Source organism: Mycobacterium sp. (assembly GCF_035603715.1).
Lineage (GTDB): Bacteria > Actinomycetota > Actinomycetes > Mycobacteriales > Mycobacteriaceae > Mycobacterium.
Window position 1 is genome coordinate 1 of sequence record NZ_DATNJW010000079.1, and the last position, 15,437, is coordinate 15,437.

Sequence of the window (15,437 nt, forward strand, 5' to 3'; positions counted from 1 at the left end):
GTGAGCGCCTCTTCGACTTGAGCGTTTTCCGGGTTGGCGGCATACAGGTCCTGCAACACCTCGCGCGCGGTGTCCTCGTCGCCGTCGGCGCGCAGCGACAACGCCCTGGCCAACGCCCCGTCGACGGCGGCGACGGCCACCGGACCGTCTGGATCCTCGAGGTAGGACAGCGCGGCAGCAAACATGCCCAGCCGCGCCAACGAAATACCCAGCGCCACCTTCACGGCGTGCGCGAAGTGCTCGTCGAGATCGGGATCGTTCACGATCGGGGACAGCAGTTTGACCACGTCAGACCAGCGCTCAGCGCGGTAGTGGACGATCGAACCAACCCAGCGGGCCTCCCGCGAGCTCGGTCGACGCCGGGTGACATCGCTGACCAGTTGATACGCGGCAGCAAAACGCCCGTCACCGGCCAGCGCCGCGGCGTAGGCAAGATGGAAATCGTCGGGTTCGGTGGCGCGGAACTTCAGGTACAGACCAGTGTCGTACAGGAAGCCCAATGCATCCGGCGCCAATTCCACGTGGCGTTGCAACACTCCTGCCGTCGCTACATTGTGCGAAATCGCTTCCAGCACAGGCAGAGACAGATCGCCGGCGGCGGCCAGCCCGACCCATGCGTCGGCCTGATCGTGGGCGATGCGGACCAGGCCGGTGAACCCGGAGCGGGCGGCGGCCAGGTCTGCGGGGCGCTTGCGGTCATAGATAGTCAGCCCGAGCGCGCGGCAGCAGGTCGCGAATCGACTCGTTACGTCATCGTCCACCCTGACAGTTGTCGGCCGGGTGGCGACACTGCCGGTGTCAGCGATTTCCACGCCTCAGTCTCCCCTTCGGACGTAGTGTTGCCTAAGCTAACTTCGGGCGAAGTTAGCATTGCATAAGCTAGGTGTCGAGACGCACGTATTCGCTGGATGCGTGGCCTCGCTCACTCGGCTGCGAAAGCTCAAGCGCTGCAGGTCAGTCCACCTGAAGGCCGCCCCGGAACGTCTTTTGGGCGCGACGAGACTGTTAGGCCTCCCCGCTTGGTAGCGCAGTGGCTTAATGAAAATGGATGTCATTAGCGAAGAACTGTACGGCATCGGGATCTCACTTTTTGACGGCCCTGACCAAAGTGTTCCGGGCGATCATCGGTCCGGCCTCGATATCCGGTCCGGGCACCGGGCGGCCCACGTCGCGGAGGTACTCCGCCAGCGGCGTCGCGACCGCGGTCCAGCCGTGTTCGTCGAACCATTGTTGGGCCGGGTCGTGCTGCTCGTTGTAGATCAGTTGGAAGAACAACCGGTCGTCGCCCTCGGCCCGAGCCGCGCGCTCTCCCGCGACGGCAGCGTCGAACGCTTCGTCAGGCAGCGCCGCGCTCTCTTCTACCGCGACATGACTTCCCGAACTGGCCAGCGCGTCGATCCCGGTGAACAGCTGCTCCCGCGCGGCGACGGGCAGATAGATCAGTAGACCTTCGACGATCCACGCCGACGGCTTCGTAGGATCGAAACCGCTGTCCCGCAACGCCTGCGGCCAATCCTCACGGAGGTCGATGGCGACCTCACGGCGTTCGGCGTGGGGCGTCGCTCCCTGCTCGCTCAGCACCTCGCGCTTGAAATCGAGAACCTGTGGACGGTCCAGCTCGAAGATCGTCGTCGCGTCGGGCCAGGACAACCGGTAGGCGCGAGAGTCCAGACCGGCGGCCACGATCACCACCTGCCGGACACCGGCGTCTGCGGCTCGCCGGAAGTAGTCGTCGAAATATCTGGTACGTGCGCCCTGGAAGTTGACGAAATGCTGGCCCCAGTCGGCCGATTTCAACGCATGTTCGGGCAGCTTGCCGTCGAGTACGGCAGCCGAGGGTCCACCCACCGTCCGGCAGAACGCCTCGGCAAATGAGTCGAGTGCCAACGGGTCAGGCTTCTGCGCCTCCAATGCGCGGGCGGTAGCGACAAGTAACGCAGTCGCGCCGACAGTCGTCGTGATGTCCCAGTTATCGTCGTCAGTACGCACGCCAACCGACCCTACGCGCGCCGAACACCGCGCTTACGTCGTCCGATCCAGCCACGACGGCATTCAATACGACGTTGTGTCGTAGAACAAGACCCCGTCCCGGTAGGGGGTATTCGGCGTTACACCAACGGGCGGCCGGCTTTGATCCGTCGATCCACATCGCGCAGCAGCAGGTTGAACGGAAACTGCCGGACAAACCGCGGCATAGCGTTGTTCACCGTACGCAGCACAGCGATCAGCCGGTCGAAGCGCCGCTGTGTGGCGGCATCCCACGAGAAGCGCATCTCGTCCCGAAATCGTTGTGGCAGAAAGCCTGCGGTGAGCAGCAGACCGAGCTTTTCCGGTTGCCGTCGCACGAACTCGGGGAGACGCAGGGCTTGTATCCGGCCGACGGCGATCGGGTACAGGTAGTTGCGAACGGAGTCGTCGATGTGGACCTTCTCGAGTTGCTCGTTCCAGTAGCGGTCGAACGCGGCCCGGTCGGCCGGCCACATCTCCGGCGGCACCTGCAGCGTGGAGCCGAGCACGACCGCTTCTTGATAGTGACGATCGGCGTCCCGATCGTCCATCTCGCCGATGAACATCCGATAGAAGTCGACCCCGCCCTTGTAAAGGCAAGCCGCCACCCACAATTGCAGGTCGGGGTCGAAAGCGTTGTATTGCACCGGGCTGTCCGGAGTCGAGTAGACCTGGGCGTGCGCACGGTCCACCGCTCGCCGAAACGCCGCCTTCTGAGTGTCGGTACCCGCCATCGCGACGGCGAGATAGGTGAACGTGGTGCGGGCCCGCTTGATCGGATGCAGGTCGACGCGGCCGCTCTCGACGCGGCTCTCCATCACGCCGTACCCGACACCGGGCCGCGCCAGCTGCATGATCACGTTCGCCGGGCCCAGTAGCAGGGCCATTCCCATCAACGTGTCACCGAGTTGCGGCGTCCGCCGCGGTCGACGCCCGGCGACCGGTGGCTCGCTCACCGCACGCTCGACATGCCTGATCGGTTCGCTGACCGTCATCGCTCACCTGCTCGCTAATTGTGAGAACGCTTGTTTCCTGATATTGCAGGCCGCAGGTACCGGTGTCAAGATGGCACTCATGGCGACTGCCCCGAGGACCACCGCACGGCCCTACGGCGGCGTCGATGCCGCCGATCGCCTGGCAACCCGCCGGGCCAGGCTGTTAGAGGCCGGGCTCGATCTGCTCGGCGGCGACGATGCCGCGGAATTGACCGTGCGCGGGGTCTGCCGACGGGCCGGTCTGGCGGCACGCTACTTCTACGAAAGCTTTGCGGACAAAGACGAATTGATTGGTGCGGTGTTCGACTCGGTGATCGCCGAGCTGGCCTTCACGACTCAGGCCGCCGTAGACGCCGCACCGCCGGAGCAGCAGACCCGCGCCGGCATGACCAACATCGTCCGCACGATCGGTGGCGACCGGCGAGTGGGGCGCCTGTTGTTCAGCGTGCAGTTGGCCAACACCGTGCTGGCCCGGAAACGGGTCGAATCCAACGCGCTGTTCGCGATGCTTTCGGGCCGTCATGCCGGGAACACGCTGCGGGTTCCGCAGAACGACCGGATCACGGCTGCCGCACATTTCGTGGTCGGCGGGGTGGCGCAAAGTATCAGCGCCTGGCTGGCCGGCGACGTACGGCTCGAGCCAGATCAGCTGGTCGACCAGCTCACATCACTTATCAACGAGTTGGGCAACCCGAGTCTGTATCGCGATTGATGCCCTAGTGGGTGGCGGGGATGCGGCGATCGGCGGACGTCTTGGGCACGGTCTGAACGTCGTTCGTGGTGAATTCCTTGATCCAGCAAGCGAACTCGAGCGTTATTCCGTCGGGGTCCTGGAAGTAGAACGACCGCACGTAGACACCGGGATGCAGTGCGGCCGCGACCTGCCGCTCGCTCTCGTCATGGTTGAGCACCGGGCCCACCCGCACGCCCTTGTCCTTCAGTCGCTGCCGATAGGCGTCGAACTTTTCGGCCGGCACGTGGAACGCCAGGTGGTTCATGGTGCTCACCGCGCTGGTGATCTCGCCGATACCCGGAATGGCGGCCGGCGACGACAGGCCCGGCACTCGGTCGGGCGCGTCGGCGAACCAAAAAAACGCGACGCAGTCGCCGTTGCCGGCGTCGAAGAAGAAGTGCTGCCCGGCACCCCCGGGCAGGTCCAGCGATTTGATCAACGGCATACCGAGCACGTTGCTGTAGAAGTCCACCGTGCGGGCCATGTCCGAGCACACCAGCGCGACATGGTTGATGCCGCCGAGTTCGAATTCGGAATTGCGGTTGTGCGGCTTGATCATCCCCGGGCTCCCGTCCGTCCGCGTGGCGCTTGGCTGGTTCCGTGGCGGAGATCCGAATCTGAACCTAACATCAGATTCAGGTCAATTCCAGAGCAGCGCCGTTCCCGGGATCGAGGGGATCCCAGTCACGACGAAGGGGGCCCGTCGGTGTCTACCGTGTCCGACTCGTCCAGCAGTCGTGCGCCGCTACCGACCAACCGCGGCCGTCAAACGCAGGTTGCCATCGACGCGGCGGCCCGGACTGTCATTGCCCGCAAAGGCATCCTGGCCACCACCATCGCCGACATCGCCGCCGAGGCCGGCCGGTCGACGGCGTCGTTCTACAACTACTACGACTCCAAGGAGGCGATGGTCCGCGAGTGGGCACTGCGGTTCCGCGCCGAGTTCGGCGAGCGGTCCAAGCCGGTTATCCGGCACGGGCTGTCGACGCGGGAGCGAGCCCACCAGGCCGCAGCGGCGTACTGGCACGCCTACAAACATCGGTTGCCAGAGATGATCAGCATCTCGCAGCTGGCGATGGTCAACGACGACTTCGCCAAATACTGGGGTGACATCTGCGATATTTCAACGTCTTTCATCACCGAGATGGTGCGACGTGCCCAGGCCGACGGATATTGCGCGGGCGACGACCCGCAGCTGATCGCCGTCGCGATCGTCGCGATGCTGAACCAATTCTGCTATCTGCAACTGGCCGGACCGGCGTCGCGCCAGGACGACAGACCCGACGACGAGGCCTGCATCGCCACGTTGACGAATATCTTCTACCGAGCCATCTACTGCGAGGAGGAACGCTGACGTGGGTCGCACCGCCGGCACGCCCGGGGTTATTCGAGAATTCATCGGGCTGCCGTCGCCGACCGGGCGGCGCGCCGGCGCGGGCGGGCACCCGTGCCAAGGGTTGTATTACCGCGGCGTCGGGCGCAAACCGAAGGTCGCGGTGATCGCGGCCCACTATCAGATCGACTTCTCCGAGCACTATCTCGCCGACTACCTGGCGACCCGTGGGATCGGATTTCTCGGCTGGAACACCCGGTTCCGCGGGTTCGAGAGCAGCTTCTTGCTCGACCATGCGCTGGTCGATATCGGCGTCGGGGTTCGCTGGCTACGCGAGACGCAAGCCGTGGAAACGATTGTCCTGCTGGGTAATTCCGGAGGCGGGTCGCTGATGGCCGCATACCAGGCGCAGGCGGCCGACCCGCACGTGACGCCAATGGCAGGTATGCGACCGGCGGCCGGTCTTACCGACCTGCTGCCAGCCGACGGCTACGTGGCCAGCGCCGCACACCCGGGGCGCCCGGACGTGCTGACCGCGTGGATGGACGGCGCCGTCGTCGACGAGAACGATCCCGTCGCCACCGACTCCGACCTGGATCTTTTCGACCCGCACAACGGCCCGCCGTATTCGCCGGAATTCCTGGCCCGGTATCGCTCAGCGCAGGTTGCGCGTAACCACAGCATCACCGATTGGGTCGAGACAGAGCTGAAACGTGTTCGCGCCGTCGGGTTTACCGACCGCCCGTTCACCGTGATGCGGACGTGGGCCGATCCGCGGATGGTTGATCCGACGATTGAGCCGACCAACCGTCAGCCGAATACCTGCTACGCCGGACCGCCGGTCAAGGCCAACCGGTCCGCGCACGGCATCGCGGCGGCCTGCACGTTGCGCAGCTGGCTGGCGATGTGGAGTCTGCGAACGGCGCAGACCAGGGCCGAGCCGCACCTAGCCCGGATCACCTGCCCCGCCCTGGTGATCAACGCCGAGGCCGATACCGGTGTGTTCCCGTCGGATGCTCAGCGCATCTACGACGCACTGGCCAGCACCGACAAGTCCCAGTGCGCGATCAACACCGATCACTACTTCACCACACCGGGTGCGCGCAGCGAGCAGGCTGACACCATCGCCAAATGGATTGCCAAGCGGTGGCGTTAAGGGTCCTCGCCCACTTCGTTCCCGGCCCGAAGGTGCTGGATTTCCTTGCGCCGGAATCTGATTGGCTTGACATCCGCTGGTGTGCCGATGACGACTCCGCCGAGGCGCACGAGGCCTTCCACCGGGAAATAGCCGAGGCCGACGTGATTTGGCATGTGCTGCGGCCACTTTCCGCGGCCGATTTGTCCCGGGGGGCTCGCCTGCGGCTGGTGCACAAGTTCGGCGCCGGGGTCAATACCATCGACGTCGACGCCGCCACCGAACGCGGTGTCGCCGTTGCCAACATGCCCGGCGCCAACGCGCCGTCGGTAGCCGAGGGAACGGTGCTGTTGATGCTGGCGGCCTTGCGCCGCCTCCCGGTGCTGGATCAGGCGACTCGCGACGGCCGCGGCTGGCCGTCCGACCCGCAACTCGGCGAGACGGTCCGCGACATCGGAGCGTGCACGGTTGGGCTGGTCGGCTACGGCAACATCGCGAAACAGGTCGCGGGCATCGTCGCCGCGATGGGTGCCACGGTGCTGCACACCAGCACCGGCGACGACGGGCTGCCCGGCTGGCGACCGCTGCCGGAGCTACTGAGCGCCAGCGACATCGTCTCGCTGCACCTGCCATTGACGGCAGACACCGACGGACTGCTGGGCGCAGCCGCGCTGGCTCGGATGAAACCCAGTGCGGTGCTGGTCAATACGTCACGCGGCCCGATCGTCGACGAAAACGCCCTGGTCGATGCGCTTCGTGACGGCCGGTTGGCCGCGGCCGGTCTCGATGTCTTCGGCATCGAGCCCGTAGCGCCGGACAATCCGCTGCTGAGCCTGGACAACGTCGTCCTCACCCCGCACGTCACCTGGTACACCGTCGACACCATGCGGCGTTATCTGGTCGAAGCCGTCGCCAACTGCCGCCGGCTGCGGGACGGCCAGCGGCTGGCCCATGTAGTCAACCAACCCACCGGTTATTAGATTGGGGGTCGAGCTGCCATAGGCCCCGGGCAACCCGAAGGAAGGCGACCAATGCCGATCGCAATCAACCCCGAGCATCAAGACCTGGCCGATTCGGTGCGATCTTTGGTGGCGCGAGTAGCGCCGTCGGAGGTCTTGCACGCCGCGCTGGAGACGCCGATCGACAACCCTCCGCCGTACTGGCGGGCCGCAGCCGACCAGGGCCTGCAGGGCGTCCATTTGGCCGAATCCGTTGGCGGTCAGGGTTTCGGCATCCTCGAGCTCGCTGTCGTGCTCGCCGAGTTCGGCTACGGCGCGGTGCCCGGCCCGTTCGTGCAGTCGGCGATCGCCAGTGCGCTGATCTCGGCACACGACCCGGACGCCAAGGCCCTCCCCGACCTGGCCTCCGGTGCGGCCATCGCCGCGTACGCCCTGGACGCCGGCCTGACCGCGACGCGACAGGGCGACGCGCTGGTGATCCGCGGGGAAATCCGCGCGGTGCCGGCCGCCGCCGAAGCGTCGCTGCTGGTGTTGCCGGTGGCGATCGACAGCGGCGAAGAGTGGGTGGTGCTGCGCGCCGACCAGCTCGAGATCGAACCGGTCGCGAGCGTGGACCCGCTGCGACCGATCGCGCATGTGCGCGCCAACGCCATCGAGGTTGCAGACGACGTTGTGTTGAGCAACCTCAGCGTCGTGGTCGCGAAGGCGCTGATTTCCACGCTGCTGTCGGCGGAAGCGGTCGGCGTCGCGCGGTGGGCCACCGACACGGCCTCGGACTACGCCAAGATCCGCGAGCAATTCGGCCGGCCGATCGGTCAGTTCCAAGCCGTCAAGCACAAGTGTGCCGAGATGATCGCCGACACCGAACGCGCCACGGCCGCCGTCTGGGATGCGGCGCGCGCCGTCGATGAATCCCGCGAAAACAACTGGGACACCAAAGGTTCCGCGGTCGAGTTCGCCGCGGCGGTGGCGGCGACGCTGGCGCCGGCGGCCGCTCAGCGTTGCACCCAGGACTGCATTCAGGTGCACGGCGGTATCGGATTCACCTGGGAGCACGACGCAGGCGTCTACTACCGTCGCGCGCTGGTTCTGGCCGCCGCTTTCGGCCGCAGATCCGAGTACCCGCAGCGGGTTGTCGACACCGCCACCACCACGGGTATGCGCACGCTCGATATCGATCTCGACCCCGACACCGAGAAGCTGCGCGATGAGATCCGCGAGGAGGTCGCGGCGCTCAAGGGAATAGCGCGCGAGGAGCGCAACACCGCGATCGCCGAGGGCGGGTGGGTGCTGCCCTATCTGCCCACCCCGTGGGGACGCGACGCCGGGCCCGTCGAGCAGATCATCATCGCCCAGGAGTTCAGCAGCGGGCGGGTCAGACGGCCACCGATCGGCATCGCGGCCTGGATTGTGCCGTCGATCGTGGCGTTCGGCACCGAGGAGCAGAAGCAACGCTTCCTGCCGCCGACGTTCCGCGGCGAAATGATCTGGTGCCAGCTGTTTTCCGAACCAGGAGCCGGATCCGATCTGGCCGGCTTGACCACCAAAGCCACCAAGGTCGACGGCGGCTGGCGCATCACCGGACAAAAGATCTGGACCACCGCAGCGCAGTTCTCTCAGTGGGGCGCGCTGCTGGCCAGAACGGACCCGAGCGCACCGAAGCACAACGGCATCACCTACTTCCTGCTGGACATGCGCAGCGATGGCGTCGAGGTGAAGCCGTTGCGTGAGCTCACCGGCGGCGCGATGTTCAACACCGTGTTCATCGACGACGTGTTCGTGCCCGACGAATTGGTGCTCGGCGAGGTCAACCGCGGCTGGGAGGTCAGCCGCAACACGCTGACCGCCGAACGCGTCTCGATCGGCAACAGCGAGGCACCGTTCCTGGCCAGCCTCGACCAGTTCGTCGAGTTCATCCGCGACGGGCAATTCGACCAAATCGGGCAGAACCGCGCCGGACAACTGATCGCCGAGGGCCACGCCGCCAAGGTGCTCAACATGCGCTCGACGCTGCTGACATTGGCCGGCGGAGACGCGATGCCGTCGGCGGCCATCTCCAAGCTGCTGTCGATGCGTACCGGACAGGGCTACGCCGAATTCGGGTTGTCGTCCTTCGGGTCTGACGGCGCGATCGGCGACCCCGAGCAGCTCCCGGGCAAGTGGGCGGAGTACGTGCTGGCCAGCCGGGCGACCACCATCTACGGCGGCACGTCCGAAGTGCAGCTCAACATCATCGCCGAACGGCTGCTGGGGCTGCCCCGCGATCCGTAGGCCCGCAGACCAAAAAGTTCACGCCGACCTGACGGAGCTCAGATCGGCGTGAACTTTTATTACCGGAGCCGGCTAGCCCCGTCTTGTCCAAGGGCAGGGCTAGTCGGCCCGCCGGGCGGCTGGCCCCGTCTGTCCAAGGGCGGGGCCAGCCTGTCCCCCCGGGATTAAGGGCTCACCACCAGCCGCGGCGAACCACGGTGCGTCGAACGAAGCTGTGGCCGCCGAACCAGCCATGGTGGCCACCCCAGAAGCCTCGGTGGCCCCAGAAGCCGCCGCGACCGAAGCCGCCGTGGCCCCAACCCCAGCCGCGGCCGAAGCCGCCGTGGTGGCCCCAACCGCCGCGACCGAAGCCGCCGTGGTGGCCCCAACCGCCGTGGCCTCCGCCCCAGCCGTGGCCACCCCACTCCGGCGGAGCGACGTGCATGGGGCCGACTACAGCCGGTACCGGCGCCGCGGGGGCGGCGTTAGCCGCCGGGGTAGCACCGAAAATCATTGCGCCGGCCACCGCGCCTGCGCCGATTGCGCCAGCGGCGATGCGGCGGGCCGAAGCGAGTGAGTACGACATGATGGTTGCTCCTTCGTATCTGGTGACGGACACCCAGAACGTTAATTCCTGATCCTTAGCAAATCATAAATTGCTCCACTAATAAGCCTGAGAATTTAGATTTGGCTTTGTACAGCTAATGTAGCTGATAGGGAGGATAGATATCGGTGTTGACTCGTGATTTACTGCGATCATGAGGTCATGACATCCGCCAGTACTGCGTTCAGTAGCTACTGATGTAGATATCGCTGCAGCTAAACGACCCTTTACTGAGATACTGTAGTCAGTACCTGCGGGACTCATCATTCCAGTATGTTCGCATTTTCGGAAAGGCATAAATACGTTAATTTGTATTTCTGTACGACGTGAATAGCGAACGGCTAACTGGTCTCATACGAGTCAGGTGAATTACTGCTCGCCTCGACCCTAGCAACAGTGGGGCTCGACGGTTCCAGCGTCGGCGCGTTCTTCCTCGCGACTCGGGCCGAACGGCCTGCGCCGATCACGTCATCCCGGCCGCGGACACGCCGTCCGTCCCGCCGGCGCTGCGTCACACAGCTTTAACGGACATACTTAAGTCCTGATCTACTGAAAACTCTCGTCTATCGAAGGTCGTCCCGCCGCATGGAACCCAGCTCGCCGTCGTTTCGGGCCCAGCCGCCCCCACGCGCCAATGCCTCGGCCCAGACCGAACGCTTCACCAGCCTGCGGAAGAAGGTCGACAGCCACCAGAAGCCCGAGCCGGCGTCACGCGGCCAGCGCACCCGCCGGACCGTCGATCTGTCCCCGGCGACCCACCGGGCCCTGGACATCTGGCAGCGGGACGCGGCCGACCGCCTGGGGTATGCCCGAGTCACCGGCCAAGAAGTCATCAGCGCGCTCATCGAGTTGCTTCTCAAGGACGCGAAGCTGTCCGCCGAAGTAACTCGGAGCATCCGCGAACGGCGCTGATCTCACGGACGGACGGGCAGTGCTAGCTTCGCGGTCATGGCAGAAACGCAGCGTCCCGATCGTCGCGAGCAAGGGGTAACCGGCGAGCGCGCCACCCTGGAAGCCTTCCTCGATGATTATCGAGACATCGTGGTGCGCAAGGTTTCCGGGCTGTCCGATGCCGACGCCCGCCGCCATCTCGTTCCTTCCCCGACCACCGTCGGCGGGTTGATCAAACACCTGCGCTGGGCGGAATATGGCTGGTTCGAGCAGTTCCTGCAGGGACGGCTCGACGACAACCGCCGCACGCACGAGCGTTCCTGGGAGTTCGAGCTGCAGCCCGACGAATCAGTGCCGGCCCTGATCACCGAATACCAGGCGCAGTGCGAGGAATCTCGCCGGATCGCCGCGCAATATCCGCTGGACCACGAGCTGTGGCACGACCGGCTCAAGACGACGGTGTCGCTACGGTGGATCTACGTGCACATGATCCAGGAGATCGCCCGTCACACCGGACAAGTCGACATCCTGCGCGAGCAGCTGGACGGCGCAACCGGGTACGACGGGTGAACTAGTCGACGTCGATCTCACGCAGCTCGCGCTTGAGGATTTTTCCGGTCGGGTTGCGCGGCAACTCGTCGAGGAACACAACTTCCCGCGGCACCTTGTATTTGGCCAGCTGATCCTTCACGTGCTTTTTGACGGTGTCCTCGTCCAGGTCAGCGTTGTCCTTCTTGACCACGAAGGCACGCAGTCGGTGGCCCCACTCCTTGTCCTCGACGCCGATCGCCGTCGCCTCCACCACGTCGGGATGCGCGCTGATGCAGTCCTCGACTTCGGCCGGAAAGACGTTCTCGCCGCCGGACACGATCATCTCGTCATCGCGACCACTGATATACAGCAAGCCGCGCTCGTCGAAGTATCCGACGTCACCAGACGACAGCAACCCGTCGATGATCTGCTTGTTGCCGCCGCCGGTGTAGCCCTCGAACGGGAAGCTGGTACCCACGAAAATCCTGCCGACCTCGCCCTGCGGCAACTCCTTGCCGTTTTCGTCGTAGATCTTGACCTTGACACCCTTGACCGGGGGCCCGGCTGTCGTGGAGTTGAACTCGAGGTGATGTGGCTGCGCGATCGTGGCGAACGCGATCTCGGTGGAACCGTACATGTTGTAGACCACCGGGCCAATGTCCTTCAGCGCCCGTTCGGCGACGTCAGCACCTAGCGCCGAACCCGAGACGAAAATGATCCGCAGGCTGGACAAATCGGGCTTGTGGTCCATCTTCTCCAGCGCATCGAGCATGCGCGCCAGCATCACCGGCACAACCACGACCGCTGTCACTTTGTGCTTCTCGATGTCTTCGAAAACCTGAGCCGGTTTGAACTTGCCATGCAGTACCAGCGTCGAACCAAGGAACATCCCAATGGTCGCGTGCAGGAAACCCAGCGCATGGAACATCGGCGCCGGCAGCGAGGTCACCTCGTTGGCCTTGAACGGCACATGCGACAAGATGCCCCCGATCGGCGCCAACGTCGGCGGGGTACTGCGGTTGGCGCCCTTCGGGGTTCCGGTGGTGCCGCTGGTCAAGATGATGATCGACGAGTGCTTGCTGGCCTTCGGCGCCGGCGCCTTGCTGTGAGCGGCGACCAGATTGGCCAACGTTTCATCGGCGCTGCCGGAATCCTCGCCGTCAGGCGTGGTGCCCAGCGCGCGCAGCTTGCCCAGCGGTGGCTCGGCCTTGCTGACGTCTGCGGCGTACTCGTCGTCGTAAATGATCAGCTTGGCGCCCTCACGTTCGGAGACCTCTTTGATCTGCGGGCCGGAGAACGAGCTGTTGAGCAAAATGATGCGAGCCCCGACTCGTGCGCAGCCGAATTCTGCGACCGCGAACCAGCGGTGGTTGCGCGCCAGGATCGCGACCCCGTCGCCGCCGCGCACCCCCTTGGCCAGCAGCCCGTGGGCGACCGCGTTCGCGGCCTCGTCGAGCTCGCGGTAGGTGAACGAGCCTTCGTCATCGATGATCGCCGCGCGGTTGGGCGTGCGCCTGGCGTTGAACGACGGCAGCATGCCGATCTCGCCCCACTTCGCGATATCGCTGGCCATCGCGGCGTAGTTCAGCGGGTTCTCCAGCCTGAAAGTGCCGGATTCGATGATTTTGCGGAGGTAATGCAGCTCAGAAGCTCCACGCTCGGCATACTGCTGGAATTTGGCTAACGCCTGACCAGGCAGATCGATGAGATTGGGCATGCCTTCACACTATGTGACGGACGTCGCACCGCGGCCGGAAAGTTCTCGCGAATTAGCATGAACCCATGGCTCCGGTGTCTTTGGACGTGGGCGGACGCCAGGTTGAGGTCACCCATCCCGACAAGCTGATTTTTCCCGATCGGGACGGGCGGGCCGGCCACACCAAACTCGAGCTGATCCAGTACTACCTGGCCGTCGCTGACGGCGCCCTGCGCGGGGTGGCTGGCCGACCCATGATCCTGAAGCGGTTCGTCAAGGGCATCGACGAGGAGGCCATCTTTCAGAAACGCGCGCCGGAGAAACGGCCCGACTGGGTCGACGTCGCCGAACTGCGCTACGCCTCCGGTACCTCGGCCAAAGAGGCCGTCATCCACGACGCGGCCGGCTTGGCCTGGGCAATCAACCTTGGCTGCGTCGACCTCAACCCACATCCGGTTCTTGCCGACGACCTCGACCACCCCGACGAACTCCGCGTCGATCTCGACCCGATGCCCGGTGTGACGTGGCGGCAGATCCTGGACGTCGCACAGGTGGCCCGTGAAGTACTCGAGGACTACGGACTGACCGCGTGGCCGAAAACGTCCGGGTCCCGCGGTTTTCACATCTATGCCCGCATTGTTCCGAGCTGGTCGTTTCGCCAGGTGCGCCTGGCCGCGCAAACCGTGGCCCGGGAGGTGGAACGACGAGCGCCCGAACTGGCCACCAGCCGATGGTGGAAAGAGGAGCGCGAAGGGGTGTTCGTCGACTTCAACCAGAACGCCAAAGACCGGACCGTCGCATCGGCGTATTCGGTGCGGGCCACCCCGGACGCACGGGTCTCGACGCCGCTGCGGTGGGACGAGGTCGCCGACTGCGACCCCGCGACCTTCACTGTGACGACCGTGCCGGAGCGGTTCGCCGAACTCGGCGACCCGTGGGCGGGAATGAACGACACCGCCGGCGATCTTCACCGCCTACTCACTCTCGCCGAAGAACTCGGACCCGCGGAGAAGGCGCCGAAGGGCGCGCGGCGCGATGGGACCGGACGGCGTCGCTCGGTGATGCCGCTCATCGAGATCGCCCGCACCAAGACCAAGGACGAAGCGATGGCAGCGCTGGACACCTGGCGCGAGCGCCATCCCGCGGCGGCCGAACGTTTGAAGCCGGCCGACGTGCTGGTCGACGGCATGCGCGGACCGAGTTCGATCTGGTACCGGATTCGGATCAACCTGCAGCATGTGCCCGACGACCAACGGCCGCCGCAGGAGGAGCTAATCGCCGACTACAGTCCCTGGCCGACCCGTTGACCTGAGCGAACACGCTACGCTCACGCCATGGTCGAGCACTGGAATCGACGGGGGTTCCTACGCGCCGGCGCGGCGGCGGGACTGCTCGCGTTCACAGCGCCCGCGGCCTGCTCGTCGCACAAGCCACCGCCCGCCTCAACCGGTGGCAGTGGACCGCTCACCATCACGCACGCCTTCGGTGAGACGACGATCGCCGAGCCGCCCAAGCGGGTAGTCAGCGCGGGCCTCACCGGGCAGGACGACCTGCTTGCACTCGGAATCGTGCCGGTTGCGGTGACCAACTGGTTCGGCGACCAGCCGTTCGGGGTATGGCCGTGGGCCCAACCCAAACTCGGAAATGCCAAACCCGTTGTGCTCAACCTGGACAACGGAATTCAGGTTCAGCAGATCGCCGGCCTGAAACCCGACCTGATCGTCGCCACCGACGCCGGACTCGACCAGGACCGCTACCAGAAGCTGGCCGCCATCGCACCGACGCTCGCGCAATCAGATCGCGACGCGTTCTTCGAACCGTGGAAAGACCAGGCGAAAGCCATTGGCCAGGCTGTTTACCAAGCCGGCCAGATCATGTCGCTGATCAACGGCGTCGACAAAGACTTCACCGCAGTCGCGGACAAGTACCCGCAATTCAAGGACAAGCGGGTATTGCTGCTGCAAGGCAGACTGCACGACGACAACGTCGTCGCCACCACCGGGTGGCAAACCGACTTCCTCAAGCAGATGGGCCTGGGACTTCCCGAAACCCTTGCCGCGCTCACCGTCGATCAGCACCGCGCATTCATCCCGCGCGACAAGGTCAAGTCGGTCCTCGGCGACGCCGAACTGCTGATCTGGATGACCGACAGCGAGGCTGAACAGGCTGCCCTGCTGGCAATTCCAGACGTGGCGACGCAACGTTCACGCAGCGTTTTCACCACCAAGGATCAGGCCGGGGCAATCGCCTACGCATCGCCGCTGAGCTACCCGCTGGTGGCCGACCAGCTGCCGCCGCTGATC

At 65.2% G+C, this 15,437-nt stretch carries 14 protein-coding genes and 1 pseudogene; 9 read left to right on the forward strand and 6 right to left on the reverse strand.

Annotated elements, in window-relative coordinates; all coding sequences use genetic code 11:
- The 3 genes and pseudogenes from VN856_RS03260 to VN856_RS03270 form a co-directional block, all read right to left on the reverse strand.
- Positions 1 to 812 (reverse strand): annotated as a pseudogene (locus VN856_RS03260) (type VII secretion AAA-ATPase EccA); the annotation flags it as partial.
- 271 nt (positions 813 to 1,083) lie between these two features.
- Positions 1,084 to 1,989, reverse strand: a complete 906-nt coding sequence (locus VN856_RS03265) for a class I SAM-dependent methyltransferase (RefSeq protein ID WP_325686097.1) — start codon at positions 1,987 to 1,989, stop codon at positions 1,084 to 1,086.
- A 119-nt stretch (positions 1,990 to 2,108) separates the two neighbouring features.
- Positions 2,109 to 3,002 (reverse strand): oxygenase MpaB family protein, encoded by an 894-nt coding sequence (locus VN856_RS03270; RefSeq protein ID WP_325686098.1) that lies wholly within the window; start codon positions 3,000 to 3,002, stop codon positions 2,109 to 2,111.
- Positions 3,003 to 3,081: 79 nt separating this feature from the next.
- Here VN856_RS03270 and VN856_RS03275 point away from each other — a divergent pair, with 79 nt between their 5' ends.
- Positions 3,082 to 3,714: a TetR/AcrR family transcriptional regulator gene (locus tag VN856_RS03275; protein ID WP_325686099.1), complete on the forward strand. Its 633-nt coding sequence runs from the start codon at positions 3,082 to 3,084 to the stop codon at positions 3,712 to 3,714.
- A 4-nt stretch (positions 3,715 to 3,718) separates the two neighbouring features.
- On the opposite strand, the gene VN856_RS03280 is transcribed toward VN856_RS03275, so the two are convergent.
- Positions 3,719 to 4,294: a VOC family protein gene (locus VN856_RS03280; protein ID WP_325686100.1), complete on the reverse strand. Its 576-nt coding sequence runs from the start codon at positions 4,292 to 4,294 to the stop codon at positions 3,719 to 3,721.
- Between the two features lie 147 nt (positions 4,295 to 4,441).
- On the opposite strand from VN856_RS03280, the gene VN856_RS03285 reads away from it, so the two are divergent.
- From VN856_RS03285 to VN856_RS03300, 4 genes are read left to right on the forward strand one after another with little or no spacing between them, the layout of a single operon-like run.
- Complete coding sequence (locus VN856_RS03285; RefSeq protein ID WP_325686101.1) at positions 4,442 to 5,089, forward strand: TetR/AcrR family transcriptional regulator; 648 nt, start codon at positions 4,442 to 4,444, stop codon at positions 5,087 to 5,089.
- A gap of 1 nt (position 5,090) precedes the next feature.
- Entirely contained in the window at positions 5,091 to 6,224 is a 1,134-nt protein-coding gene (locus tag VN856_RS03290) for an alpha/beta hydrolase (protein ID WP_325686102.1), read from the forward strand.
- A complete protein-coding gene (locus VN856_RS03295; protein WP_325686103.1) occupies positions 6,200 to 7,183 on the forward strand; it encodes a 2-hydroxyacid dehydrogenase in 984 nt (327 codons plus the stop codon). The genes VN856_RS03290 and VN856_RS03295 overlap by 25 nt, the downstream gene beginning before the upstream one ends.
- A 51-nt stretch (positions 7,184 to 7,234) precedes the next feature.
- The gene (locus tag VN856_RS03300) at positions 7,235 to 9,433 is read left to right on the forward strand and encodes an acyl-CoA dehydrogenase (RefSeq protein ID WP_325686104.1); all 2,199 of its coding nucleotides are present in this window, start codon (positions 7,235 to 7,237) and stop codon (positions 9,431 to 9,433) included.
- Between the two features lie 172 nt (positions 9,434 to 9,605).
- Here VN856_RS03300 and VN856_RS03305 read toward each other — a convergent pair whose 3' ends face one another.
- A complete protein-coding gene (locus tag VN856_RS03305; protein WP_325686106.1) occupies positions 9,606 to 9,998 on the reverse strand; it encodes a hypothetical protein in 393 nt (130 codons plus the stop codon).
- 603 nt (positions 9,999 to 10,601) lie between these two features.
- Here VN856_RS03305 and VN856_RS03310 point away from each other — a divergent pair.
- Both VN856_RS03310 and VN856_RS03315 read left to right on the forward strand, forming a co-directional pair.
- The gene (locus VN856_RS03310; protein ID WP_325686108.1) at positions 10,602 to 10,928 is read left to right on the forward strand and encodes a hypothetical protein; all 327 of its coding nucleotides are present in this window, start codon (positions 10,602 to 10,604) and stop codon (positions 10,926 to 10,928) included.
- 36 nt (positions 10,929 to 10,964) lie between these two features.
- Positions 10,965 to 11,477, forward strand: a complete 513-nt coding sequence (locus VN856_RS03315) for a DinB family protein (protein WP_325686110.1) — start codon at positions 10,965 to 10,967, stop codon at positions 11,475 to 11,477.
- Between the two features lies 1 nt (position 11,478).
- Here VN856_RS03315 and fadD2 read toward each other — a convergent pair whose 3' ends face one another.
- Positions 11,479 to 13,155: a long-chain-fatty-acid--CoA ligase FadD2 gene (gene fadD2 / locus VN856_RS03320; RefSeq protein ID WP_325686113.1), complete on the reverse strand. Its 1,677-nt coding sequence runs from the start codon at positions 13,153 to 13,155 to the stop codon at positions 11,479 to 11,481.
- Between the two features lie 65 nt (positions 13,156 to 13,220).
- Between fadD2 and VN856_RS03325 the strand changes: the two genes are divergently transcribed.
- Both VN856_RS03325 and VN856_RS03330 read left to right on the forward strand, forming a co-directional pair.
- The gene (locus VN856_RS03325; RefSeq protein ID WP_325686115.1) at positions 13,221 to 14,441 is read left to right on the forward strand and encodes a DNA polymerase domain-containing protein; all 1,221 of its coding nucleotides are present in this window, start codon (positions 13,221 to 13,223) and stop codon (positions 14,439 to 14,441) included.
- Positions 14,442 to 14,468: 27 nt separating this feature from the next.
- A partial coding sequence (locus VN856_RS03330; protein ID WP_325686117.1) for an ABC transporter substrate-binding protein occupies positions 14,469 to 15,437 on the forward strand: 969 nt, incomplete at its 3' end.

Coding starts and splice junctions, on each gene's coding strand:
- VN856_RS03270 (WP_325686098.1), bottom strand. CDS start 3,002: ATGACGGTCAGCGAACCGATCAGGCATGTCGAGCGTGCGGTGAGCGAG.
- VN856_RS03275 (WP_325686099.1), top strand. CDS start 3,082: ATGGCGACTGCCCCGAGGACCACCGCACGGCCCTACGGCGGCGTCGAT.
- VN856_RS03280 (WP_325686100.1), bottom strand. CDS start 4,294: ATGATCAAGCCGCACAACCGCAATTCCGAATTCGAACTCGGCGGCATC.
- VN856_RS03295 (WP_325686103.1), top strand. CDS start 6,200: ATGGATTGCCAAGCGGTGGCGTTAAGGGTCCTCGCCCACTTCGTTCCC.
- VN856_RS03300 (WP_325686104.1), top strand. CDS start 7,235: ATGCCGATCGCAATCAACCCCGAGCATCAAGACCTGGCCGATTCGGTG.
- VN856_RS03305 (WP_325686106.1), bottom strand. CDS start 9,998: ATGTCGTACTCACTCGCTTCGGCCCGCCGCATCGCCGCTGGCGCAATC.
- VN856_RS03310 (WP_325686108.1), top strand. CDS start 10,602: ATGGAACCCAGCTCGCCGTCGTTTCGGGCCCAGCCGCCCCCACGCGCC.
- VN856_RS03315 (WP_325686110.1), top strand. CDS start 10,965: ATGGCAGAAACGCAGCGTCCCGATCGTCGCGAGCAAGGGGTAACCGGC.
- fadD2 (WP_325686113.1), bottom strand. CDS start 13,155: ATGCCCAATCTCATCGATCTGCCTGGTCAGGCGTTAGCCAAATTCCAG.
- VN856_RS03325 (WP_325686115.1), top strand. CDS start 13,221: ATGGCTCCGGTGTCTTTGGACGTGGGCGGACGCCAGGTTGAGGTCACC.